Annotated in this window: 19 protein-coding genes; 10 read left to right on the plus strand and 9 right to left on the minus strand. The window is 49.1% G+C overall.

Features of this window, described 5'->3' with window-relative positions; genetic code table 11:
• Positions 1-111 precede the first annotated feature (111 nt).
• The 4 genes from Psfp_RS08085 to Psfp_RS08100 all read right to left on the minus strand — a co-directional run bounded on the left by Psfp_RS08085 (position 112) and on the right by Psfp_RS08100 (position 6,406).
• Positions 112-1,725, minus strand: coding sequence for a (Fe-S)-binding protein (locus Psfp_RS08085; RefSeq protein WP_134218036.1), 1,614 nt, complete (start codon positions 1,723-1,725; stop codon positions 112-114).
• A 39-nt stretch (positions 1,726-1,764) separates the two neighbouring features.
• Positions 1,765-2,664 carry a nitrate reductase gamma subunit gene (locus Psfp_RS08090; RefSeq protein ID WP_134218037.1) on the minus strand — a complete coding sequence of 300 codons (900 nt, stop codon included), beginning with the start codon at positions 2,662-2,664 and terminating at the stop codon, positions 1,765-1,767.
• A 638-nt stretch (positions 2,665-3,302) separates the two neighbouring features.
• Entirely contained in the window at positions 3,303-3,734 is a 432-nt protein-coding gene (locus Psfp_RS22480) for a peptidoglycan-binding domain-containing protein (protein ID WP_134218038.1), read from the minus strand.
• A 167-nt stretch (positions 3,735-3,901) separates the two neighbouring features.
• The gene (locus tag Psfp_RS08100; protein ID WP_192895325.1) at positions 3,902-6,406 is read right to left on the minus strand and encodes an O-antigen ligase family protein; all 2,505 of its coding nucleotides are present in this window, start codon (positions 6,404-6,406) and stop codon (positions 3,902-3,904) included.
• A gap of 476 nt (positions 6,407-6,882) precedes the next feature.
• Here Psfp_RS08100 and Psfp_RS08105 point away from each other — a divergent pair, with 476 nt between their 5' ends.
• From Psfp_RS08105 to Psfp_RS08115, 3 genes are all read left to right on the plus strand, one after another.
• Positions 6,883-9,030: a Tex family protein gene (locus tag Psfp_RS08105; RefSeq protein ID WP_243120535.1), complete on the plus strand. Its 2,148-nt coding sequence runs from the start codon at positions 6,883-6,885 to the stop codon at positions 9,028-9,030.
• 182 nt (positions 9,031-9,212) lie between these two features.
• Positions 9,213-9,422, plus strand: a complete 210-nt coding sequence (locus tag Psfp_RS08110) for a hypothetical protein (protein ID WP_134218040.1) — start codon at positions 9,213-9,215, stop codon at positions 9,420-9,422.
• Between the two features lie 72 nt (positions 9,423-9,494).
• On the plus strand, positions 9,495-9,962 hold the full coding sequence (locus tag Psfp_RS08115; RefSeq protein WP_282434331.1) for a PepSY-associated TM helix domain-containing protein: 468 nt from the start codon (positions 9,495-9,497) through the stop codon (positions 9,960-9,962).
• Positions 9,963-9,970: 8 nt separating this feature from the next.
• Here Psfp_RS08115 and Psfp_RS08120 read toward each other — a convergent pair whose 3' ends face one another.
• The 3 genes from Psfp_RS08120 to Psfp_RS08130 form a co-directional block, all read right to left on the minus strand.
• Positions 9,971-11,578, minus strand: a complete 1,608-nt coding sequence (locus Psfp_RS08120; protein WP_134218042.1) for a DHA2 family efflux MFS transporter permease subunit — start codon at positions 11,576-11,578, stop codon at positions 9,971-9,973.
• Between the two features lie 204 nt (positions 11,579-11,782).
• Positions 11,783-12,892, minus strand: coding sequence for an HlyD family secretion protein (locus Psfp_RS08125; protein WP_134218043.1), 1,110 nt, complete (start codon positions 12,890-12,892; stop codon positions 11,783-11,785).
• Positions 12,870-13,505: a TetR/AcrR family transcriptional regulator gene (locus Psfp_RS08130; protein WP_192895326.1), complete on the minus strand. Its 636-nt coding sequence runs from the start codon at positions 13,503-13,505 to the stop codon at positions 12,870-12,872. The genes Psfp_RS08125 and Psfp_RS08130 overlap by 23 nt, the downstream gene beginning before the upstream one ends.
• Positions 13,506-13,721: 216 nt before the next feature.
• Here Psfp_RS08130 and Psfp_RS08135 point away from each other — a divergent pair, with 216 nt between their 5' ends.
• Together Psfp_RS08135 and Psfp_RS08140 are read left to right on the plus strand one after the other, a co-directional pair.
• A complete protein-coding gene (locus Psfp_RS08135) occupies positions 13,722-14,441 on the plus strand; it encodes an NADH:flavin oxidoreductase (protein ID WP_134218045.1) in 720 nt (239 codons plus the stop codon).
• Complete coding sequence (locus tag Psfp_RS08140) at positions 14,405-14,821, plus strand: hypothetical protein (RefSeq protein WP_134218046.1); 417 nt, start codon at positions 14,405-14,407, stop codon at positions 14,819-14,821. Before Psfp_RS08135 ends, Psfp_RS08140 begins: the two co-directional genes overlap by 37 nt.
• A 46-nt stretch (positions 14,822-14,867) precedes the next feature.
• Here the strand turns inward: Psfp_RS08140 and Psfp_RS08145 are convergent, their stop codons facing one another.
• Both Psfp_RS08145 and Psfp_RS08150 read right to left on the minus strand, forming a co-directional pair.
• Positions 14,868-15,680: an ATP-binding protein gene (locus tag Psfp_RS08145; RefSeq protein WP_348981122.1), complete on the minus strand. Its 813-nt coding sequence runs from the start codon at positions 15,678-15,680 to the stop codon at positions 14,868-14,870.
• Between the two features lie 9 nt (positions 15,681-15,689).
• Positions 15,690-16,910, minus strand: coding sequence for a Xaa-Pro peptidase family protein (locus tag Psfp_RS08150; RefSeq protein ID WP_134218048.1), 1,221 nt, complete (start codon positions 16,908-16,910; stop codon positions 15,690-15,692).
• Positions 16,911-17,286: 376 nt separating this feature from the next.
• Between Psfp_RS08150 and Psfp_RS08155 the strand changes: the two genes are divergently transcribed.
• The 5 genes from Psfp_RS08155 to Psfp_RS08175 all read left to right on the plus strand — a co-directional run bounded on the left by Psfp_RS08155 (position 17,287) and on the right by Psfp_RS08175 (position 24,624).
• On the plus strand, positions 17,287-19,590 hold the full coding sequence (locus Psfp_RS08155) for an S-layer homology domain-containing protein (RefSeq protein WP_192895327.1): 2,304 nt from the start codon (positions 17,287-17,289) through the stop codon (positions 19,588-19,590).
• A 282-nt stretch (positions 19,591-19,872) separates the two neighbouring features.
• The gene (gene hydG / locus Psfp_RS08160; protein ID WP_134218050.1) at positions 19,873-21,297 is read left to right on the plus strand and encodes a [FeFe] hydrogenase H-cluster radical SAM maturase HydG; all 1,425 of its coding nucleotides are present in this window, start codon (positions 19,873-19,875) and stop codon (positions 21,295-21,297) included.
• A gap of 272 nt (positions 21,298-21,569) precedes the next feature.
• Complete coding sequence (locus Psfp_RS08165; protein ID WP_348981121.1) at positions 21,570-22,580, plus strand: aldo/keto reductase; 1,011 nt, start codon at positions 21,570-21,572, stop codon at positions 22,578-22,580.
• A gap of 173 nt (positions 22,581-22,753) precedes the next feature.
• On the plus strand, positions 22,754-23,545 hold the full coding sequence (locus tag Psfp_RS08170) for an HD domain-containing protein (protein ID WP_134218051.1): 792 nt from the start codon (positions 22,754-22,756) through the stop codon (positions 23,543-23,545).
• 170 nt (positions 23,546-23,715) lie between these two features.
• Positions 23,716-24,624: a cysteine synthase family protein gene (locus Psfp_RS08175; protein WP_134218052.1), complete on the plus strand. Its 909-nt coding sequence runs from the start codon at positions 23,716-23,718 to the stop codon at positions 24,622-24,624.
• Positions 24,625-24,683: the final 59 nt, after the last annotated feature.

The following is a 24,683-nucleotide window of genomic DNA, read 5'->3' on the forward strand; positions in this document are numbered from 1 at the left end:
GGCAGAAAATTTACCTTGCACTTTATATCGTCGCGACATCATTTTTTATTCAGGGTAATCTCGGATAAGGTGGTGGTAAGATATTCAAAAAGGTACTTCGGCTTGTCCGGTTCAAAATAACTCCATTTCTTCAAAATCCAGGTATGGCTTTTTAAACATGGACATGGCGTTTACGATCAACTCTACCAGACCGCCATACCGAATATTATATTTGGTGGAAGCCTGGTAGTAATCCAATAGATCCCGTATAGCCCCCTTGCAGTTGGAGCAGGGAGTGCAAACGTACTTGGGGGTCAAGGGTTCTTGAACTTTATCCTGGAAAGCCTCAAGGATTTGCTTGAACTTCATCCTGCTGGCTACCCTATAGCGCCATTCCGGAAAGTTCATACTTCTCATCACGGCAAAGCCACCGCCTCCGCCGCAGCAGTAATTTTCAACCCCGTGAGGCGTCATTTCTCTAAACTGCGGGCAAAGTGCTTTAACGATATCGCGCTGGGGCTTAACGATGCCCATTGATTTAACAAGGTTGCAGGGGTCATGTAGGGTAACCGGGAAATTGTTGCGGGCAGGGTCAAACTTAATGCTACCCTTTTGGACAATATCCCTGAGAATCGGAAAACAGCTTTCCCTTGGTATATTGTCCTCTCCCGCCAGCATCCGGTCTGAGATTAGGAGCGACGCCCTGCTGGCATGACCACACTCGCCAATCACAATTCTTCTTACACCAAGTTCTTTGGCTGCTTTTCTCTGGGCTACGGCTACCTTGCGAGACTGGACGTCATCATACCAGATCCCGTAGTTGGTGCAGTCGTAGCCCGCCAACCCGCTGTGGAGCGTCCAGTTCAGGCCGGCTTCTTCAAAGAGAATGGCAAAAGCTGCGGGGCCGTCAGGCCAGGACAGGTACTCACCGGCATTGTGAATAAGTAGAATGTCCGCTCCTTTTTTATCAACCGGTATCCTGTACCGTTTGCCGGTCCGCTCTAAGATATCCTCTTCCATAAATTCAATCAGGTCAAAAAATGCGGCACTGTTCAGGCCCGTGCTGGAGCCTGTCTTCAGTTGAAGGACGCTTCCTTTTTCATGGAGAAGGGTCGGGGCTATGCCCATCTCCTGGCTGAAAATCACCCTGATTTCCCTTGCCAGCAGCCCATTGTCAAGGCCCATCGGGCAATACTGTGCACAGCGGCGGCATAAATTGCAACGGTAAGCCAGTTCTCCCAGGCGCAGAACAGTTTCCGCATCAATGTCGCAGCCACCGCCCAGAAATTGCGCTAGCAGGCTGCCGCCCTTCTTGTACTTGTAGTAAAGCTGGCGTAGCGCCTCAGAGCGGAAAATGGGCCTGTAGATTTCTTCCCTTCCACTGCCCAGGAAGACATGACAGGCTTCTGAGCAAGTAGTGCATTTTGTGCAGTACTCAAAAGAGAGAGTAAACGGCAGAAGATAACCTGAGTTGGTATCCCTGGAAAAAAGTTTATCCAGGCCGCTTAAAAATTTTCCAAGCAGATCCCTCTTCTCATCTTCTGTTTTAGGCCTGGTCAGCCTGTCGTTAGCGATGGCTCCATCCAGGCTGGCACAGTATTTGTCTTTCCAGGCTTCTTTAATAGAACCCGGCGCAGGTGCTGCACTTGAATTGGCGTAAGGCGGCGGCAGGGGCATCAAATCTTTTAGACTGGCGAGTTGTTCTGATGAAGGTCGGCCGAGATTACGAGGCTTAAACTGTCCCATCTTTGCCCCCATATTTTATCTTTAAAATTCATGTGGCAGTTATGCCTGGTCAATGTCTTTATTAGCATGAGGCGCCGACCAGGTATCCTTTGGACGGTATGACAGGAGCTCTTGGACTGCTTCCTCCGTCCTGGAGCCCCTTAAATTTGGTTCGTTGTCCCACAGGACTCTATGGTAAATAAAAAACTTAGCAACGTAATGGTTCATTGTAGTCCAGGGGATATACATAAGCAGGGCGCCCAGCAGTATAAGGTGTAGAGCCATTACCGGACCGGCCTGAACAGGTGCAAAGGAAAGCAAGGCGATCATGACATCCCGCCCTCCTTCCCAAAAAGGCTCTTTGTACCAAGCCAACAAACCGGACGCAGCAGTTGCAAAAATAAAGAGCAGGTTAAAGTATTCCTGAGCTCTGGTATATGTACGCAAGGTGATGTTTAAAACCCTTCTTAACAACAGAAAGGCCGAACCGGTGGTTACCAGCGCAATTCCTGCCGCGCCACAGAAGGATGAAGCGTAATAGATAAGGACGGTCCATGCGCTGACCGGGCTTTTGACCGGTGCGGCAGGAAGCCAGGCCAGCTTAGTAAGAGCGCCGGTTAACAGCAGCAAGGAATAAATAAAGAGTAAAAAGATCCCGGCATGCATGGGATAACTGAATAACCAGTGAAAACGCTGGTTTATAAATAAACTTTTCATCAGCAGAATTTCTTTCAACATTTCCAGGAGTATCCCCGCATAGCTGACACGCCTTGACTTATTCCACCACTCCGCTTCTTCAAGGTAAGAGCCGCCATAGCGCCTTTTTTTAGCCGGCTCGCCTGGAACCGGGTAAAGTTCCCAGCGCATCGGCAGAGGTATGCCAACGAGCTCACGGAATCGTTTGATAGAGCCCAGAACAAAAGCAGCGACAGAAAAATACATAAAAACCGTCAAGAACAAAGACAATCCTCCGCTTCAAAGCAGTATCACTTCCCGTATGTAAATCCCAGTCCCAAAGCTGATTTTTATCCAGTTTGGCTATTAGAGCCCAATCCACTTGTGTATTTTTTTATTAACATTATAACATTATTTTTACAAACACATGTACAAACTGTACCAGGTTAAGGAAGGTCTGCTTGAACCGCCTTCCCTGGATAAACAGAGCAATTTGGGGAGGCTGCGGCATTCAATTGAATTTGTTTATCATATTATCTCTGTGTATAAAATATTAGAATTTATGCTATAGAGGATTTCTATGTAAAAATTTTGAACATATATGTCTGAAATATTCAGCACTTATTTTTGGATTCAATTTTGATAGGGGATATTATGGAAATGAAAAAAGGGCCATTGTATATTTTAGCCTCGCTGACGATACAGGCCGTCCTTGATCCTGGCAGGGTCGTTGGAGTCGGCTGTCTCTATTGCCTTTAGCAGCATGATCGTGGAATCAACTATATAATAAAAGATAAAAAGAGGTGCATTCCAAACATGCTCCTCTTTTATCTTTTTACCACCTGGTTTTGTATACGTCGCCTTTTATACCTTTTCGTTTTTACTTTGTTACAAAGTGGTTGATATGTTAAGCTAATACTCAATTAATTGTAAATTCCCAGCGCTGCTTTCGTTTGCGGACCAGCAATGCCGTCTACTATTAAATTGTGGCTTTGTTGAAAAAGCCTCACTGCATTTACAGTTTTTGGTCCATAAATCCCGTCAATACCGCCCGTATCATAACCGAGACTGACAAGCTTTGCTTGAATGGCTTTAATTTCCTCACTGCTTTCTCCTAAAATCGTCCCGGTGATGGAGTAGGCGGGAGTTAGGCTCGGGGCTGTGGGGAGGATGGGTTCGTCCAATCCTTTTTCAAGGTTGATCGTGCCGTTAGGATTCAAGTGTCTTGCTACGATGTCATAAGATTGATTTTCTGCCGCAGATGCCGTACATAGTCCTACAGACAGCGCTAACACAAAGAGCAGCGCCATAATCAGGCTTACTTTTCTTAGTTTAGCTGCATTAGTAATATTCATAATAACCCTCCTTTCAAATATATACCGCTAAAAACAATAATTGGAATATAGCGGTTGATACATAGTATGAATGGTACTTTCATTGGTGACAGCGGTATGGTAAATTACAGCAAAAAAAAGAAGGCCTCTTTACATTGGATAAATGGGCCTTAAAATCCTATTATGTCTTACAATCCCATCAGAATTTTGATGACAGCATATTCACTCTCTAGCTCAGGGTAGGTCCGTCGGGCTTTTTCCTGCAGGGTTGCTCCGGATAAGTCACCAGACTTTTGCATGGCTATGCCCAGCCACAGTTGTGCGACAGCTTGTGCTTTTTGATCTTCCGCCTGGCAGGCGAGGGTAAGAAAACCCCTGGCCTGGTTATAATCTCCAAGGAGTAATGCCGACTGACCAGCGGGCAGGGCTAAGGCCGGGGTAAGGCTGAGAGCTGATTCGCTTTCCCACAAGCTAATCAGCCGTGGTGGTAAAGTGTCTTGTTTGGTAATGGCTTCATGGGTAATTGCCAGCGCCTGGCGGAGAGTAATGCCGGCAGTTTCCTTTTGACCACGCAGGAATTGCTGCACGGCTACGTTTACATAGATACTGGCAATTTCTTCGTAGGTATTTATTAACCACGGCTGTAGCGTCTTGGCTTGAGCGGCCTCTGACAGGGTTTCTTCCAACTGGCCGTTGGCAAGATATAACCGGGCCAGCAAAAAGCGATGCTCCGGGTTGTAGCTGTCCAACTGCACAGCCCGTCGAACCAGGTCGAGGCTCGCAAGAGCCAAAGCCCTTTTGGCTTGCTGATCCGGCTCGTGCCCGATCTCTGCTATTAATAAGTATGCCTGCGCGCTTGGGTATTGGGCTGACCACCGGTCCCACCGGCTGGCCGCCCGGATGTACTCCAGAGCCGTTTTCTCATCACCCTTTTGGACGGCCAAGGTATACGCCTGAGCTTTTGCTACCGCAGCCCGTAGAGTGAAAGTACCTGCTGCCAGGCAAATTGAGGCCAAACTGAGGAATAAGAGCAATAACAAGGTCAGCCCTGGTGTATCTAATCCTGTGTAACCATTTCTACCATAAAAATTCTTTTTGGCTGTTGCTGCACTGGTTGAATGTAAATGCGAATTCATTCTCGTTGAGGTTCGGTTAGATCCAGACAAATATGGAGCTGATGCGATGTGTTCAGCCACTTCCCGGTAGGCAAACAGCGCCAATAAAGCCCAAAAGAGCAAGGCGATACTGCCGAAGGAAAGGTCAAAATCAATCACAGCATGCATGCCAAGGGCTAAAGCAGCCGTGCCTGCGGTCCAGGTTTCCGGCGCCAGGGCATAAGTTGTACGAATACTGTAAAGATGCCAAAAGCTGCGGAATAAAAACAGGAAAGGTATGATAAACATCATCAGGCCGATAGTACCTGTCTCTACCCAGACCTGTAAAAAATGGTTGTGTACCGTTGTGGAAGTGTAGTTATAAGACTGGTAGGCAGGGTAGCCGCTCTTCCAACCGCCTCCTCCCCAGCCCAACAGGGGACGAGCTTTAACCATTCGCAGGGCGTCAGCATAATACACCAGACGAGCCTGGAAGCTGTTTTCTACCATACCGGTGTCCGTGATCCTGCTTGTTAAGGTTTTGCCGGTTGACGCCGGGGCAAGAGCGTCAGGTGGACGATGGTTTATCAGTGCGGCTCCCGCTGCGACAATTAGAATGAGGCAAGACGCCGCGATCATTGATATAACTTTTTTACTATAAGGCTTTTTTTGCTGTCGCACTGCACAGGCTGCCCAAGTGGTTCCAGAGATTAAACAGCCTGCCAGGGTCCAAAGGAAGGCACACCAGTTGGGCTGTATCTCCTGCACCTGCGGGGCCACAGTGAAGCTGCTCAGGATGACGGCTAGCCCGAGAAGTCCTGCTGTTAATAATATCATTTTTTTTCTGGCCGTTTGCCCCAAGAGCAATAAAACCAGGATGAGCGGCAGCATGGTCCAAATTCCCCGACTCTGGCTGCCGATGATAGCCAGAAAAGTCAGAAAACCCATCCCGGCCAAAACCCCGGCTTTTAAAGGCCGGGTGTTTTGCGTCGCCAGGTGGATAACCATCAATACTGTGGCCATGAGGTAGGCTGCCATGGAGTTTGGGTAAAGAAAAGTAGAGCACAGACGGCCGAAAATAATCCCGCCTTGAATCGATACAATACCCTGGCCGGTCAGGATGCCCCCGGCGGCAACAATTGTTCCTGAACATGCAAAAACCGTTAAAGACCAACGCCCAAAGGCAGCTTGCGGCCTGCCCTTTTCCCATATTCCGGTTGCTAAAAAAACAAGTACAAAACATAACAGGTAATCTAGATGTCTTAACCAGGTAAAAAGGGCTTCCCGGGCGTTAATGGCCTGAAAAAAGGATAGTCCATATAAAATTGTCAGCGCAGCCAACGCCAAAAAAAACGGAGATGTTGCCAGCTGTCGCAACAGTAACTGATACCTTTTGTTAGCAGTACCATCGGCGCTTTCCGGCTTCAGGCCGCTGCATGCCGGTCCAGGACACTTATTGAAGAGCCTGCATGGGAGCAGTATAAGCACCAGCATTGAGACCACAGCTGCAAGGTAATGATGGACGCTCATTTCCCGCTCGAAAATCAACCCTCTGAAAAAAGGGGCTAAACCAACAAGGCCCGGAGCAAATACAGCCAAAACCCATTTGATTGTTGTCCTATGCCAATTTACTGCGACCATGTCGGCTGCCTCGCATTATCAGTATAGTATCCGTGCCACAAGTGGCATAGTAGATGATGAAATCTGGGCGATGCGGGTTCGATTGCATTCGCACAACGTGCGGATTTGCGGGGACGAATATAACATTTGTGTAAGTTAGTCACATCCACATTTTTCAGGGGATGCCGGCATTAGAATGATAACGTTGATTTGATGATTTTTAGTATATGCAAAACAAGAACTCTTGTTAACAAAATATGGGGGTTATATAATCACCACTGGAATTGGATTCTGTAAGCATAACGGCTGTGGCCTGCCATCGCGAAAGTAAAATAGTCCCCCATAAGTTATGATAAAAATCGGCAAGAGCCTTTTTTCTTTCCGTTAAATCATTCATACTATAAGGAACCGGTTCAATTTACGACTTGAGAAATGATAGAAAAAGGGGATGCGTTTTGATAAAACAGGTAGATATTATTGCTATCGTAGCCAAAGAAACAGGTATTCCTCGGCATAAGGTCGAGCAAACGGTCAAGCTTTTGGCCGATAACACAATCCCTTTCATTGCCCGTTACCGCAAAGAGCAGACAGGAGAGCTCGACGAAGAACAGATCCGCAACATTGATGAACAGCACAGGTACTACACCAGTCTTGAACAGCGCAAGGAAGAGATAATCCGCCTGATTGACGAACAGGGGAAACTTACTGAAGAGCTGCAGGCTAAAATCATTAACTGCACCAAACTCTCAAAATTGGAAGACCTGTACCTGCCCTACAAGCCCAAGCGCAAAACCAGGGCCGGCGTTGCCAGAGAGCACGGGCTCGAACCTTTAGCTAATTTTCTTTTGTCCTTCCCCAGGTCGGAAAGCCCGGAGGAAGAGGCTTATGCCTATATATCTGAATCAGTTCCCACAGTTGAAGAAGCCCTGCAGGGAGCTATGGACATCGTTGCCGAGAGTGTGGCCGAGGACGCCGATGTGCGCGGCTGGGTGCGTGAACATACCAGGCGGGGAGGGCTCCTCGTCACCAGCGGGCGCAAGACGGAAGAAGACAAAACTTACCGGGATTATTACGATTACAAAGAGCCAGTGAACAGGATACCTCCGCACCGGGTGCTGGCTATTAACAGGGGTGAGAAAGAAGAAGTACTGAGTGTCTCCATTGAGGTGGATGAAAGTCCTGTACTCCAATGGCTTAAGCGTAAATTTTTAAAAGAGGGTTCAACAACCTCTGCGTACGTGTCAAAAGCTATTAAGGACGGGTACAAAAGACTCATTGCTCCTGCTGTTGAGCGGGATATCCGGAATGAATTAACTGATAAAGCACAGGCCCAGGCCATCAGGGTTTTCTCAAAGAACCTGCGCAGCTTGCTGCTCCAGCCGCCGGTCCGCGGCAAGGTGGTCCTAGGGTTAGACCCGGGCTATCGTACCGGCTGCAAGTGGTCTGTCATAGACAAAACGGGGAAATTTTTAGAGGCCGGCGTCATTTATCCTACTGCTCCGTGGAAAAAAATTAAAGAGTCCGAAGATGTCTTAACCGCTCTGGTAGAAAAGTATGGAATTAATGCAATTGTCATAGGCAATGGCACCGCTTCCAGGGAAACAGAGGTGTTTGTCGCAGATTTTATCAAGTCTTGCGACAATCCCGGCCTGTCTTATACTATTGTAAGCGAGGCCGGCGCCAGCGTTTATTCAGCCTCCAAACTGGCCAAAAAAGAATTTCCCGGCCTCGATGTTTCAGAACGCGGCGCGGTATCCATTGCCCGCCGCATTCAGGATCCCTTGGCCGAGCTGGTCAAAATTGAGCCCCGTGCAGTAGGTGTCGGGCAGTACCAGCATGATTTGCCGCCCAAACACCTTGATGAAAAGCTTGCAGAGGTGGTGGAATCAGTCGTTAACTATGTGGGTGTTGACCTTAACACAGCTTCTGCACAGCTTTTGAGCTATGTTGCCGGAATCAAAACGACCGTTGCCGAGAATATCGTGCATTACCGTGATGAGATTGGTGGTTTTAAGCGCCGCAAGGAGTTATCCAAAGTGCCCAGGCTTGGTCCCAAAACACTTGAGCAGTGCGTGGGGTTTTTGCGTATTAACAACGGAGACAACCCGCTGGACGCAACACCAATACATCCGGAGTCATACGACCTGACCTACCGTCTCCTCGGCCAGATCGGTTCCGGGGTGGATGAAATAGGCCGCTCCAGCATCAGATCAAAAATTGCCGGAATGGATGTTGAGGAAATCGCGGCGCAGCTTGACGCCGGTGTCCCGACTCTTAAGGATATCGTAGACTGTTTGGCCCGCCCGGGCCGGGATCCCAGGGAGGAACTGCCGGTACCTGTGTTCCGTACGGACGTGCTTGGCATCGAAGATTTAAAGCCGGGCATGGAACTCACCGGCACTGTCCGTAATGTTGTTGATTTTGGCGCCTTCGTGGATATTGGGATCAAAAACGACGGTTTGGTCCACGTTTCGGAAATGTCCGACACCCGTGTGCGACACCCGATGGACCTGGTTTCAGTGGGGGATGTGGTCAAGGTATACGTGCTGTCGGTAGAAATGGAAAGAGGCAGGGTCGCTCTTTCTATGAAAACAAGGCTGTAGTCACTTTATTGATAAACAAACAGAGTTACCAGGAAGTCACTTGACAAAACAGGTGGCTTCTTTTTTGTGCGCTTATTCACCAAAAAAAATTCAGCTAACTTTCATGAAATCTTCACGAATTATTAAGAAAGGAAGGCTACAATGAATCCTAATAATGTTATGGGGCAAGGGAGGAACTGCAGTTGTTTAATTCGCAGAAAAAGGGTGTTAAAACAGAAGAAATCTCAGGCCTGGCCCTGGCTTTAGTGTTGGACAGGTGTTTTATCGATTTATTTGATTTGTGGGAAAGCGATAATAAACCTCTTAGAAGATTTAGACCCCAGCAGTCTTTACCGGCGAAAAAACAGGTCGCGCGGGTTGCCGGGAAGGAGGTTTTTTTAAGTAGGTTTTAAACATTTTTCTGGAGGCCGATAAGGTTTGCTCGAGTCCCTAAATGGTAATAGATATTAGATAATACAAGAGGTGTGTTTGAAAGGTGTTTCAAAAAATACCCAGGGGGATTCGTGATGAAAAAATGCCGTCAGCTGCATTTATGGATTGGTTTGTTGACTTCTTTATTAATACTGATTGAGGCTGTCACAGGACTCATTATGGTTGAACCGTGGCTTATCGGCTCCAATATGCCGTCCACGGAACAGTGGGCGCAAGTGGACAGAACAGGAGCAGGTGGAGCGGCTCATGGAAGAGAGGCGCCGGAATACAAAGGAGCTGCTGAAGGAGAGGCGGCCCAAGGTGGAGGCGCGAAAAATTACAGCGGGCAAAATAATATAATGGGTTTCATTAAAGCGCTGCATTCCGGAAAAGTAAACAATGCAAACCTTTCTATCCTTCTGGATATAGCGGCAATTGGATTGATTTTTTTGACCACAACCGGGATTATCCTGACAGTAAGAACATTGAAAGCACAGGGCGCTGCGAAAAAGAGATATTAGTGTAGGGGCTATTGTGTTTTTAAAGCTGGTTTTGCATCCGGCGCCTTTATAGCCGGGGAACTTGCAGCAGGTCCCACCGGTTTTTTCTTGTCCTTTAGCCAAAAACAGAGTATAAGTGCGAGCAGACACATCCCTGCCGCTACAATAAAGCAGTCGCCTATGGCGTTAACCATGGAAAGCAGCGTGACTCTTTGTGCTACTAAACCCAGGCCGACACCTTGCGCGGTACCATAGCTAAGTCCCTGGTGGATAGCCATGTCCTGCAAAGCGGTCTGCAAAGCATAAGCCTCGTTGCCGTTCATATTTACTGATTGAGCCAGGTTGGCAAAGTGGAATACTTCCCGTTTCTGCATTATGGTGGTAAGTATGGCGATGCCGAAGGACGCGGAGACCTGCCGGACCACATTGCTCAATGCGGATGCCTTACCCACCAGGTGAGGCGGTACTGTATTCATGCCGACGGTAGTTACAGGCATCATGCACAGACCCATTCCCGCGCCGCGGATGGCCATCCAAAAGGTGATGGCGGCAAATGGGGTAATCAGGTTAAACCCGCTCATTATGTAGGTAGTCCAGGTGGTAATGACCAGCCCTATGATCACGATGCCTCTGGCTCCATACTTATCAAAGATTTTGCCGCTGACCGGCATCATCAGGCCTGAAGCGACGGCGGCCGGAAAAGTGAGCAGACCGGATTTCATGGCTGTTTGACCGAGTACGTTCTGGATCAAGATTGGCATCAGGAAAATTGCCCCGAACAATCCGATGGCAAGTATTGCTCCGATTATGTTGGAGAGAGCAAAGAGAAAATTTTTAAACAGCCGCAAATCGAGAATGGGCTCAGGATGGCGAAGTTCGTTGATGGCCAGGGCCACCAGACTGGTTATAGCGATGGTCAAAAGTGTTACAATATAGGGTGACGTCCAACCTTCACCGGCGCCCTCGCTCAAAGCCATCAGCAGGCACAGAAAACCGACCGTTGAGAAAATAACTCCCAGGAGGTCAAAATGTTTACCTCTGACCAGTGCTGTTTCTTTAAGGTTTGCTGCCGCCAGGAAGAGATTAATGATGCCGATGGGCAGGTTGATATAAAAAATCAAACGCCAGTTGGCGTATTCTACCAGGTAGCCGCCCAGGGTGGGCCCAATGGCGGGCGCGGCCATCGCTGAAATGCCCCAGACCCCGAGCACCATGCCGATTTTGGAGCGGGGGCAATCTTTGAAGATCATAGCCATGGAAATGGGCTGCAGGAGACCACCGCCAAGCGCCTGAATAACGCGGGCAGCGACCATGCTGTTAATACTCCAGGACATGCCGCACAAAACGGAACCCAGTATAAACAGGGACAGGGCCATAATAAAGATGCGTTTATAACCGAAGGTGTCTCCCAGGTAACCGGACAACGGCATGACCACGCCCAGGGTCAGCATGTAGCCTGTTAAAATCCATTCGGCTTTTTTGGTGGATACGCCGAAGACGGCCATCATTTTTGGCAGGGCCACATTCACTATGCTGCTGTCCAGAATAGCCATGAACGCAGCGATAATGAGCACTATGATAACTGACCAGTTCACTCTCTCGGCATCAGCTAAATTTACGCTTGTTGAAGACGTCATCTGTTATCCTCGATCCTGGAAATATGCGAACGGCTATTCTCAGATAATGCTACTCTTACAACCCAGTTAAATGCAGGTGCGAATTCATTCGCACAAATGTAACATTAGGTCCAACAAGTCCGGGGCCAGCCGCCGGGTGCGATTGAAATCGAGCCTGCATCGATAAGTGTTACCCGCCGCCGGCGCTGCGTAGCGGCCATATCTCTAGGTCGCAGTATGAATTTTGACAACTGCCGACATACCGGGTTTGAAGATCTGGTCTTTTTTATCCACATTGATTTTTAAAGGCAGCCGTTGTGTTACTTTGGTGAAGTTGCCGGAGCTATTCTGGGTGGGCAGCAATGAAAAGGTTGACTGGGTGGCTCCTCCTACCTCGATCACTTCACCGTTAAAAAACTTACCTGGATATGCGTCAATTTTAATATCTACTTTTTGGCCCACGTTAATCCGGCTGAATTTTTTCTCTTCAACATTGGCTGTTATTAGGGTCTTATCAAAATCGACTATAGAAAGAATGGTTTGACCCGAAGTCAGGTTCTCACCCTCGTGAACAGGAATGCGTACGACTGTTCCGCTTTTGGGGGCGTAAATGAAGGAGTTGTCATAAGTAAGTTTGGCATTGTCATAAAGCGCCTGGGCTTGCTGTAGTTGTGCGCTATAGCTGTCTGCACCGGTTTTGTTGATGGAATTTAATTTGGCCAGGTTCTCCTGTAAGGACGCCTCGGCAGCTTGCACGTTGGCCCTGGCGTTTTCCAGGTTGGCCTCCGCTTTTTCGTAGCTGTTGCGGCTTGCGTCAATTGTTTCTTTGGAAATGGCGCCACCGGCATACATGGCTTCATTTATGCCAAGTATGCGCTTGGCGTCATCCAGGGCGATTTCTGCCGTTTTAACCTGGGCCTGGGCAGCGTTTAAACTCCCCCTGGTTTTGTCTACGTTAGCCTGTGCCGACGTTATATCGTCAGGTAGTTTGGCATGATTGACCCTGGCTAGGTTCAATCCCGCTTCTGCCTGAGCCAGGGCGATACTGTACTGGGCGTTATCCAGCGTGGCTATTTTCTGGCCGGCCTGGACATATTCTCCCTCTGAGACATATAATTTTTCCAAACGTCCGGCTATTTTAGGGCTGACTTCAATAATGTCGCCGGTTACCGCGGCGTCATCAGTGCTGATTGAAGTTTGGAGATCACGCCACCACCACAGCCCTGTTGCGGCTGCCCCCAGTACTACAATTACCAGGACGATGAGACTAATTGTTTTTTTAAATCCTTTTTTGTTTATATTCGAACCGGTATTAACTGTTTGCGTTTCTGCCATTTGTCTCACCCCTCAAGATTATTCCATTTGATACAATCAGCTTGATTAACTCCAGGTCTTTTTCGGCATCGCCGTCTGTGGCTTTCATCTCAGGACCTTCGAAAATTAATCCGATTACAAGCTTATTTAACAATCTGGCAAGTTTGTAACTGTCGGCTGCAATAAAAACTTTATCTCTTATACCCCTTTCGAACACTTGAGCCGTGAGGCTTGTTCTTCGTTTTATTAGTGTTTCAATTTCAGTATACAACCCGATATTCAAGCTGCCGTCAAGCTTCATGCGAAGCAGAGAGGGGAAAAGGTGGCCATATTTTTTATAAAAGCGGTAATGCAGGGTGATCAAATTATTCAATGCTGCCTGGGGAGTGAGGTCGGACGGGCATTCCTTTTCTATGTATGCGCAAAGCCTGTTGAGAACTGTCTCCAAAGTGTAGGAAAAAATTTCTTCCTTGCTTCCAAAATACTGGTATAAAGTACCCTTACCGAATTCAGCTGCCCTGGCGATATCTTCAACAGTTACCGCTTCAAAAGAGCTGTTTGAGAAAAGCCGGTTAGCGGCCTCAACAATAAGCTGCTTCTTGAAGTCCTTTTCACGTTCCCGTCGGGATATCAAGTGCGCCACCCCATTGACTGAATAGTTTTAAAACCGACTGATTGGTTCCAGAGTTAATTTATACTACAGCATGTTTAATGTCAACGGTTATATAGGTAATTTTTCAGTCCATTAAAGCTTAAATAATATAGATAGACCTTAAATAGCTGTTCGGATAAAATGTAATTAAAAATCGCAGGCAGTTTGCACAAACAGCTTCATGAAGGGGGCAAAAAAGTGGGTTTACTTGGCAAACCGTTAAAAATTAACAGTATGGAAATCAAGAACAGGTTTTTACGCTCGGCTACTGTGGAAAACATGGCAGATATTGAGGGGTACGTCGCTGACGCGCTGTTAAAACTGTATTATGATTTGGCAAGGGGAGGGACGGGCCTCATAGTGACCGGCGCCGCTTCTGTGGAAGCCTCGGGCAGGGCTTTTGTAAATCAAATGTCTGTTTATGATGATAAATTTATCCCCGGCCTGAAGAAATTGGCTAAGGTTGTGCACGCATACGGAGACGGCTGCAAGTGCGCCGTCCAGATTTTTCACCAGGGCACAGCAGGCTACGGCTATTCTTATGGCGCGATGGACGGTGGCTACAGGCTTAATGATTTAAAGGAAGATGAGATTCAAAAAACGATAGCTGCCTTTGGTCGGGCGGCGCGTAGAGTCAAAGAAGCCGGCTTTGACGCTGTTGCGGTACACGGGGCGCACGGTTACCTGTTGAGTGAGTTTCTTAGTCCCGTCACCAATAACCGTGATGACCGATGGGGGGGCAGCCTGGAGAACAGGATGCGGTTTTCACTCGAAGTCTATTCTGCCGTCCGCGGGCAGGTAGGTACGGACTTCCCTGTCTTATGGAAACTAAACACGATGATTATCTTGCAGGCGGCAATACCATTAAAGATTATGTACAGGTGGCCAAACGGCTGGCAGATGCGGGCGTGGACTTGATCGAACTGAGCGGGGGGATTAAAGAGCAGTCAAAGCTGCGGGCAAAACTCAAGGCGGAGGCGGGAGCAAAAGAAGCCTATTTTCTCCAGGCTGTTGAAGCCATGCGAGAGGCTGTGGCAGGGGCCAGGACAGCCCTGTCGTTAACCGGCGGTATCCGTTCCCTGCCGGTAATGGAGGAGATCCTGGGAAAAGGGGTGGATTTAATAGGAATTTGCCGTCCATTAATATGTGAACCGGACCTGCCGGAGAGGCTGTTATGCAGCCCCGACAAGAGGCCGTCTAAATGCACCTCGTGCAACCTTTGTCTGCATCACATTGCCAGGCAGCCGGTCAAGTGCGTTGAATATGATCCGTTTCGCAGTATACTGAAAAAGATTTAAGGGTAACACGGTGTCAGCCGAAGCCATGGCATTTCATTTTGAGGAGCTATCTTGATGTCTTAAACTGAACAAAAAAGGTGGTCCCATTTTGGCTTGTCTGAACATCAATGGCAGCCTCATGCCTGGTGGCGATGCTGTAACAGACAGCCAGTCCCAGACCAGCTCCTTGTTCTTTAGTTGAAAAGAAGGGGGTGCCGAGCTTTTCAATTACATCGGGATTAATTCCAGGACCTTCATCTTGTATAGACAGAATTGCTTTATTGCCTTCTTGATACGTTCTAATTGTTATGGCGCCGCCGGCCGGCATTGCTTCCAGTCCATTACGAATGAGGTTAAGGATAAGCTGGCGGATTTCCTTCTCATCCAGAAGCAGGTCCGGAATACCGGCCAAATCCAGAACGACATATTTATCAGAGACCATGGCGTCCGCCTGGATTAAAGGGAACATAGTTTCCAATATGGCATTGAGATTCTGGTTCTTTAGGTTTATAGTTCTATTTTTGGCCAGGGATAGATATTCTGAAATGATTGAATTTGCCCTGTTTAATTCATCTATCATCAGGTCGTAGTATTCCTTATATTTAGTGCATTCTTTTTTGTTCGAGAGCCACTGTAGGAAACCGCGCACGGTTGTCATCGGGTTCCTGATTTCATGACCGATTCCGGCAGCCATTTCCCCGATCAGGTTTAGCCGGTCCAGACGGGCGATCTCATTTTCAAACTGTTTGCGCTCGGTGATGTCCAGGAGCACGCCTTGTATCATATAAGGCTGCCCTGTTTCGTCCGATAGGATCGTAGCCTCATCTCTGACCCATACCTTACGGCCATTACGGCTCAGCATGCAATATTCGGATCTTATTGGAGTGACTCACAGTATCTTGATTGAGTCGTCAAGCGTATTTAATTGCTCCAGGCCGCTTTCAGTCAAAACAAACGTGTCTTCAACACCGACCGTCCCCTCCCCTGGAAAGACGAACTTTGGCTCCAGCGCCAAAAGCATGCCGGCCTGTAAGGTGACATGGTGATTTTTGGCTATGACCGGCAGTTCGTCAAGTTCCAATCCCAGGCCGTGTCCCACGAAATGAACGCCGGATCCCATGAAATGGCTGGAAAGCCCCGCCTTTTCAGCCATGTTGACCGCCATATCATAGAAATCCTTGCCGTTGGCGCCGGGCTTCATTTCTTGTATAAACCTGCGCTTGATCTCCAGGGCGGTGTTGTGCGCCTCGACCAGTTTGTCAGAAAGTGGTCCGATGGAAAAAATTCTGGTATGGTCGACCACATAACCATTGATAACAGCGCTAAAATCAACCAGGATGGGTTCGTTCCGGCCGATTGTTTTAAAGCCCGGTCCCTGTGGGAAAGCAGGGCTAAGGCCGGCGCCGCCTGTGGGTCCGTCGAAAAAACTGGGGTAGGCTGAGTTTCGCCCCGACAAGACATGCGGGGGCGCCTCCTGGTTAAATGCCCGCAAGCGAGGGTTGCCCTGGTTTCCTTTTACCCGCATGAACAGTTCCAGCCTGCTGGATAGTTCAATTTCGGTCATGCCTTCTTTGATCAGATTTGGAACCTCATTGTACATTTCAGAAGTCACGCGGATGCATTCTTTCATACATTCAATTTCATAGGGGCTCTTGATCATCCTGATTTCCCGGATTGCCCCCGATACATCAATGATTTCTAGCGGTTCGAGCATCTTTTTGTAACGGAAGAACAGGTTGGCCGGCAAAACGTCAAGCTCCAGCCCGATCCCGCCTCTGTTTTTTAAACTTCCGGCAATGCTTCTGCCGATGTCTTTGTAGCTTTGTACAGCGATAATTTTGTCCAGGGCGCTTTCTTCAAGCGCTCTTTCATAGTTTTTTCTAACCATCAAAAGCGGTTCGCCCCGGGCGGGAATCAAAAGGTGGGCATCCTGGCAGGTTCCGCTGAAATAAAACAAATCGGCATTTTGCACAATCAGGGCTGCTTGCATACCGGCTGTAAGCAGATGCCCCTGGAGTCTTTCTATCCTTGTGAATAGCTCCTCCTGTGGTGTATAACATGTTTGGTTATTCTCGAACACGATCCGTACCCCCTGGTTAGTTATTACCATAAAATAAAAACCTCCTATCCCAATCAATTGGGACAAGAGACTAATCCTGCGGTACCATTTATGTAGGTAAAATTTTCGGCTATAATTATGGACCATAATCCATGTTCAATTGATAACGGTATTTTATTTTATAATAGTTTATTTTATTTTAATACTTCCATAAAGTAAATCTTTATTTGAAATCATAATTGCCGTCAGCACGTAAAATGTTTAAAATTTTAATAGGCCGGCAGTTTTCTATGAATTTTTGACTGTTGGGTTAAACCCGGGCAGGCTTATTGACGTCAAAGTAGTAAGGTAGTGTTTAGGCGGTGGGCCTTAGCTGGTTAACTAGCGGCATTTCATGACCAGCCCGTACATAAGGGAGGAGGAAAAAATGAAATATCGAGATTTGGTTGCGTCAAGGTTGTTTGCGCTGGTCCTGGCCCTTGGCTTCTTTGTGACGCAGGTTGCCATTGGGCCGCCACAAGCTGCGGCTGCGGATGCCCCGGAAAAAATTGCAGCCCCAGCCCAGGCTTCAGACAACAATGACAAGTCACTGGAAGCGGGACAGCAGGCTGCCGTAAGCCTGGAGCAGGCGATCAAGATTGCCCGGGGCGCTTTCCAGGTCCCGGCGGACTTTGACAAGTTCACGAACGGGTTCGAACAGTCGGAACAAGGGTCTTTTTGGGAACTGCACTGGAACCGCAGCGCCAAGACCGGAGGTTACTTTGATGTAAGAGTCAACGCCCAAACCGGGGAAATCTGGAGCATGTCACAGTGGAATCCTTCGCTTGACGGAAGCGGCTACCAGGGGCTGCCCGCGTACAGCAGGGAGCAGGCCCAGGGTATCGCGGCCGCCCTGGCGGAGAGATTACAGCCGTCACGTTTTAAAGAAACCCGGCTGCAGCCCGGACGGGATTACTTCCCGCCGCTTCTTTCCCAGGTGCGGAGCCAGGTGGAATACAGCTATCGTTTTGCCCGCGTGGTAAACGGTTTCCCCTACCTGGAAAACAGTATAAACGTCACGGTTAACGGCGACACCGGCGAAGTAACCGGATTCAACCTGAACTGGGACGACGCCGCGAGCTTTCCCGACCCAAGCGGGAGCATCAGCAAGCCGGCGGCCGAACAGATCTTTCGTACCCAGGCAAGCCCCCAGCTTTACTACTTCCGGCCGCGTATACCAGGCGGCAGCGAGGTTCCTGTAAAGCTCGTCTACTGCTTGCCCGACCAAAGATCACAGCTTCTGATCGATGCCCTGACCGGGAAAATCCTGGATAATGGGAGTTACTACGGGCTTTACGACGCGGCCGGCGGCGCCGGGATGATGAAAATGCCCAGTACCGCGAGGGAGGAATATCAGCTGAACCCGGTGGAAGTAAGCGCCGTGGAAGGCGCCAAAAACCTGCTGACGCAGGATGCGGCGCTGGCCAAGGCCAAGGCGGCCGTAAATGTGCCGGGCGAATACGCCTTGCGCAGCAGCAGGATTGAGCAGGACTATCTTTTCACGGACAAAAAGACCTGGCATTTTAGTTGGGAGGCCGGTACCGAGCCGGACCGGAAGTGGCTGGACATTTCCGTGGACGCCGCCGGCGGGGAACTGGTATCCTTCAACTTGAACGAATCCAATATCTGGGACAGGCTTGGAACAACAGAACCCCAATTCAGCGAGGCGGACGCCCGCAATGCTGCTGAAAGTTTTATTCAAGAGGTGCAGTCTGAGAAGTGGGGACAGGTAGTCTTAAGGGACGCCCAACCGGTGATGGGACCGTTAGTAAGTAAAAAGCAACTCCCCGGCGCTTACACTTTTATCTGGTCCCGGGTGGCCAGGGACGGCATACAGTTTCCCGACAACGGCTTTACCGTGGATGTGAACGCAGTGACCGGGCAAATAACCGGTTTCCGTATGAACTGGTACGATGTGGACTTCCCGGACCCCCAGGGCGTTATGGACGCTGACGCCGCAGCCGGCGTCTTTCTGCGGGAGGCGCCGCTGACCGAGGCTTACCTGGGCCTGTGGCCGGAGGAGCGGTGGAAGGGAAGCACGGTTAAGGCTGAAATCTACCTGACCTACCACCTGAACAACCAAAATTTCACCATGCTCGACGCCTTTTCAGGCCAACCCCTGAATTCTGAAGGAGAAGCTGTGGAAGCGCCTTCCGAAGGGAGCGGGTTTACCGACCTGGCCGGCAGTCCTGCCCGGGAGGCCGTGGAAATGCTGGCCGACGCGGGCATTATCAGCGCCGCCGGCGGCTTATTCAGGCCAAACGATGCGGTGACCCAGGCTGAACTGATTGCGATGCTGGTTAAGGCCGGCACCTATTCCGAAGGAGGAGTAAGACCGCTGTCAACGGGCAATAATGAGGCCTGGTACCAGCCCTACTACGAACAAGCCGTGCAGCTGGGTATCCTCCAAAAAGGCGAGCAGCCCGACCCCGACGCTCCGGTCACCCGCATCTTCATGGCCAGGTTGTCCATCCACGCCATCGGCCTGTACCGGGTAGCCCGGCTGAGTGATATTTACGTCCTGGATTTCCAGGATGCGGCTGAAATTCCCGAACACCTGCGGGGGCACGCAGCCATCTCCGTTGCTATGGGTCTGCTTGAGCCGCGGGAGGGTTATTTCCGGCCGCAGGACCATGTATCCAGGGGTGAAGCGGCCATAACCCTGGTCAAGCTTCTGAAGAGCTGGAAATAGGGTATTAGGTTTTTCAACAGTCCTAAAAAATATTTGCATCAGTATTTGACGCGTGCAAGAATAGGGATTATGATATGGGTAAGGATGCAAAATTAAATAAATAAAATGTCCTGACTGGTAGGGTGCGCCTGGCTGGAAGGGAGGTTTGACTATCTGAGGGGGAAGAGGTTGCTCTGAGCCCAGGGGTACGTGGATATATGATATATATTTAGTCAATTAAACCTTCCATACGGGAGGTTTTACTTTTTTTGCAGTCCGGGACAATAAAGAAAGGAGCATGAAATGGAAAAAACCTATTGTGCGGACTTTATTAACGAATTTTTAATCAATCAACTGTTGGAGGAAACGGCTTCCATCCCTGATAGCGAAGTGGAGTCCATTATTGAAAAAGCAAAAGCGGCAAAAGGCCTAACCCCCCGTGAGGTGGCGGCTTTAATCCAGTTGGAAGATCCAGAGTTGCTGCAAAAAATGTTTGCCGCCGCTTTATACATTAAAGAAAAGATTTATGGAAAAAGGATCGTGATGTTTGCGCCTCTATATTTGAGCAGTTACTGTGTGAACGGCTGTGTTTACTGTGGTTTTCACAGTACCAGCGACGCGGTCCGCAAAAAATTGTCCATGGAAGAAATCCGCGAAGAAATAGAGGCCATGGAAGAGCTGGGCCATAAGCGAGTCATGCTGGATATGGGGGAAGATCCCAAAAATGCTCCTATTGAATACGTAACAGAGGCGATGAAAACAATTTATGATACCATGAAGGACAACGGTTCGATCCGGAGGATCAACGTCCAGATTGCCGCCACTACCGTGGAAGACTATCAAAAGTTGAAAGCGGCCGGTATTGGCACGTATATTCTTTTCCAGGAGACCTACCACCGGGAAACGTATGCCAAAATGCATCCCTACGGTCCCAAACGGGATTATGACTGGCATACCACCGCATTGGACAGGGCTATGGAAGGCGGCATCGACGATGTGGGGATGGGAGCGCTTTTTGGCCTTTACGACTACCGGTTTGAAGTAGTGGCTCTTATATTCCATGCTTTACACCTGGAAGAAAAGTTTGGCGTGGGTCCTCACACCATTTCCTTCCCGCGCCTGCGAGCGGCGGAGGATGTGGATTTAAGCGCCTTTCCCTATCTGGTTAACGATGACCAGTTCAAAAAAATAGTGGCGGTTTTCCGCCTGGCGGTGCCTTATACCGGCTTGATCATCTCTACCCGTGAAAAACCCGGCTACAGGGACGAAGTCATTGACCTGGGCATATCCCAAATGAGCGCCGCTTCCTGCGTCGGCATAGGCGGATACAAGAAGAAGCTGGAGGAAATCAAAAACGGTATTAGTCTGGAAGAAGAAAGCACTCCTCAATTTGAGGTGGAGGACACCCGGACTCCCGATGAAATTCTCCGCCATCTTTGCGAATCCGGCTATATTCCAAGTTACTGCACCGCCTGTTATCGCAAAGGCAGAACGGGAGACCGGTTTATGCCCCTGGCCAAAAGCGGGGAAATTCAAAACGTCTGTCAGCCCAACGCCATACTGACGTTTAAAGAATATCTGATAGACTACGCCGGTCCGGAAACCAGAGAAATTGGGGAAAGGACTATTCAAAAGCATTTAGAAATGATCCCGGATCCCAGGATTAAACAGATGACTATTAGTGAATTAAAGAAAATAGAAGAAGGTACAAGAGACTTATATTTTTAGGTCCAACGCGTTAATGTTCTGATTGATATGCGCTGGATAAATACTGAGTTTTTTCATAAAGAAAGGCTATGATAAGAAAAATATTTCATAGCTTTTCTTTATCTTAATCTTCATCTGTTTTACCGGCCTTGGTCAGGTTATCCGTATAACCGTGATGGTGAAAAATCTTGGAGGAAATTGTATTAAACAAACAGAATATATTAAACGGCGCCGGGTTTAAAACTTATTTTTTCGAAGGCCTGGAACAGGGGGACTGCTGATGACGGGAGGACATGATGAGGTATAGGGTATTGGGTCGCACGGGTTTGCAGGTTTCAGTAATCGGGTTTGGCGGTATACCTATTCAACGGGTCTCAGCTGCCGAAGCTGGTTTAATAGTTCACAGGGCTTTGGATCTGGGGATAAATTTTTTTGATACGGCCAGAGGCTATACCGACAGCGAAGCAAAGCTGGGCTCCGTTTTGCGAAAGCGTAGAAATGAAGCAATCATTGCCACAAAATCTATGGCCCGGACAGCTGGGGACATGGCGTCGGATATCCGGACCAGCCTGAAAGCCATGGGAGTGGACTATATCGACCTGTACCAGATGCATAACATCAAGCACAAAGCTGCTCTGGAAAAGGTCTTGAGCCCCGGCGGCGCTTTGGATGCTTTGCAGCAAGCCAAAGAAGCAGGGTTAATCGGACATATAGGTGTAACCGGACACATCAAGGAATTTTTGTTGAAAATCCTGCGAATTCCTGAAATAGAAACCGTCCAGTTTCCGTTCAACCCCGTGGAATCGAACGGCGTACGGGAACTGCTGGACCTGTCCGGACAAACAGAAACCGGTGTGATTATCATGAAGCCGCTGGCCGGGGGCGCTTTCAGCAATGCCGGCCTGGCCTTGCGTTTTGTGCTGGAGCATCCTGTTTCCACGGTGATTCCGGGTATGGATTCACTAAAGCAGTTGGAGGAGAATGTCAAGGCCGGGCTTGACCCGCTGCCTCTTTCAGCACAGGAAAGAAGAGTGCTGGATGAAGAGACCGGCCGGCTGGGCACTGCTTTTTGCAGGAGATGCGAGTACTGCCGGCCTTGCCGGCAGGGCATCGATATCCCGTCGGTGTTTTTACTGGACGGCTATTACCGCAGGTATAATTTGCAAGAATGGGCCAGGGAGCGCTACCATGGTTTAAAAGCAACCGCGGACCAATGCGTCGGTTGCGGCGAGTGCGAGGAGAGATGTCCCTACAACCTGCCCATCCGCGAGATGCTGGCGGAAGCTTCGGGACGGTTGGCTTGAGCCACATCCTGGAAGTAAGTGGAATACAGCCCGGGAAGGTTAACATTCCTCCAAAATTAGTGATTATTTGGGCTTGTGATAATAATTATGCCAGTTATCAGGAAATGCATTGCTCTTCCCAGGAATAGTTTGTATGCATAATGGATCTTGGAGATAAGCAGGAGGTTCAAATTTTGGACCAGGTTCATTTAAAGGTTTTACGAGACTGGTTTGACGGCTACGTGAGAGGTTATTACAGTGATGATCCCGAACTGCAGGTAGGGGTGCGGCTGAAGGAAGAGCATACCTCAAGGGTGTGCCGGCAAATTGTTCAGATCGGCCGCAGCTTGCAACTGACGGCAGAAGACCTGAATTTGGCTGAAGCCGTAGCTTTGCTGCATGACCTCGGGCGCTTCAAACAGTATGCTCAGTATCGTACTTTTAACGACAGGCGCTCAGAAGACCATGCCCTGCTTGGCTTGCGGGAACTGGATCGAGTCGGGGCGTTGCGTGGCTTGCCGGGGCCGGAACAATGCGTCATCAGAACGGCCCTTGAGCATCATAACGCCTGCGACCTGCCCGGGACGCTGCAGGGCCGGGAGTTGTTGTTTTCCCGCCTGATCAGGGACGCGGACAAACTGGATATTCTGGAGATGACCGTGCAGTTTTTAACCAGTCCGAGTGAGGCGCTAAAGCCCGTACTGGGGCCGAACCTTCCCGACACCGGGGAATGTTCAACGGTCCTGGTTGAGAACCTGCTGCAGCAAAAAAAATGCTACTATGATGACGTAAAAACCCTGAATGACAGGAAGCTGCTGCTCCTCTCGTGGCTTTACGATCTTAATTTTCCTTACTCGCTGGCGGAGGCAGCCAGAAAAGGCTATATTAATAAGATAATTGACAGCCTGCCGGATACAGAAATTATTCGTTCGGTTGACTGCTATCTGCAGCACTACCTGATGGGCAGGCTCCGGCTTGGAAAATGACAACTGTATATTTACGAACAGACAGGAACAAATTTTTGGTAATAAAAAAATTTTGTATTTCATATGGGCCAGAAGGCTGTATAATGGATACGATGCCCCTTGGAGGCAGGAGATGCTGGGCAGGGCAGAATATATCAGTATATTGCCATAACTTGGGAGGCGGCATGTGAATGGATATTTTTGATTCTATCGGGAATACCCCGCTTGTTGAGTTGAAATCACTAACGAACGGTTCGAAGGTCAAGATATTAGGGAAGCTGGAAGGTTGTAATCCAGGCGGTTCGATTAAGGACCGTACAGCCTATTATCTAATTAAAAAAGCGGAGGAATCCGGTGAACTGACAAAAGGCAAGATTATCCTTGAGCCGACTTCAGGAAATACCGGGATTGCCTTGGCTATGATTGGAGCGGCCAAGGGCTACAAGGTGACACTTGTGGTGCCCGGCTGCGTCAGCGTTGAGAGGAGCCGCATCCTGGAGGCCTTCGGCGCGGATGTTATTATTACTCCGGCAGAGGAAGGAACGGATGGATCGATCCGGAAAGCCCATCAGGTTATTAAAGAAGAACCTGACAAATATTATATGCCCAACCAGTTTGTCAACGAAAACAATTCCCTTGCCCACTATGAGACATTGGGGCCGGAAGTATATGCCCAGACGAACGGGGAAATCGATGTGTTTGTGGCGGGTATGGGTACTACAGGCACTTTAATGGGAGCGAGCAGGTATCTCAAAGAGAAAAAACCGGGGGTTAAGGTAGTTGGTATTGAGCCTACCGTAGGCCATGCTATCCAGGGGCTCAAAAACATGCAGGAAGCGATTGTGCCGGAGATCTATAACCCCGGCATGCTGGATGAAATCATAACTATTGAGGATGACGAGGCTTACGAAACCGCCAGGTTGCTGGCCACCAAAGAAGGAATTTTTGTCGGTATGTCCAGCGGAGCGGCCGTAGCCGGAGCTCTCAGGATAGCCGAAAGGATGAATACAGGCGTCATAGTGGCGATTCTACCCGACCGCGGCGACCGCTACCTCAGCACGACGCTGTTCCGGTCCATCTGCGCCAAGTGCTCCCCCTAATCAAAGGTTAATCATCCGGGCAAGATATTTGAGGTTGGATTTGGAATCGGCTGATGCCG

Source organism: Pelotomaculum sp. FP, assembly GCF_004369245.1.
Taxonomy (GTDB): domain Bacteria; phylum Bacillota; class Desulfotomaculia; order Desulfotomaculales; family Pelotomaculaceae; genus Pelotomaculum_C; species Pelotomaculum_C schinkii.

Excerpts from the sequence above, each read along its gene's own strand:
- Psfp_RS08085 (WP_134218036.1), bottom strand. The coding sequence starts at position 1,725 with ATGGGACAGTTTAAGCCTCGTAATCTCGGCCGACCTTCATCAGAACAA.
- Psfp_RS22480 (WP_134218038.1), bottom strand. The coding sequence starts at position 3,734 with ATGAATATTACTAATGCAGCTAAACTAAGAAAAGTAAGCCTGATTATG.
- Psfp_RS08120 (WP_134218042.1), bottom strand. The coding sequence starts at position 11,578 with ATGACGTCTTCAACAAGCGTAAATTTAGCTGATGCCGAGAGAGTGAAC.
- Psfp_RS08125 (WP_134218043.1), bottom strand. The coding sequence starts at position 12,892 with ATGGCAGAAACGCAAACAGTTAATACCGGTTCGAATATAAACAAAAAA.
- Psfp_RS08150 (WP_134218048.1), bottom strand. The coding sequence starts at position 16,910 with ATGGTAATAACTAACCAGGGGGTACGGATCGTGTTCGAGAATAACCAA.
- Psfp_RS08155 (WP_192895327.1), top strand. The coding sequence starts at position 17,287 with ATGAAATATCGAGATTTGGTTGCGTCAAGGTTGTTTGCGCTGGTCCTG.
- hydG (WP_134218050.1), top strand. The coding sequence starts at position 19,873 with ATGGAAAAAACCTATTGTGCGGACTTTATTAACGAATTTTTAATCAAT.
- Psfp_RS08165 (WP_348981121.1), top strand. The coding sequence starts at position 21,570 with ATGATGAGGTATAGGGTATTGGGTCGCACGGGTTTGCAGGTTTCAGTA.
- Psfp_RS08175 (WP_134218052.1), top strand. The coding sequence starts at position 23,716 with ATGGATATTTTTGATTCTATCGGGAATACCCCGCTTGTTGAGTTGAAA.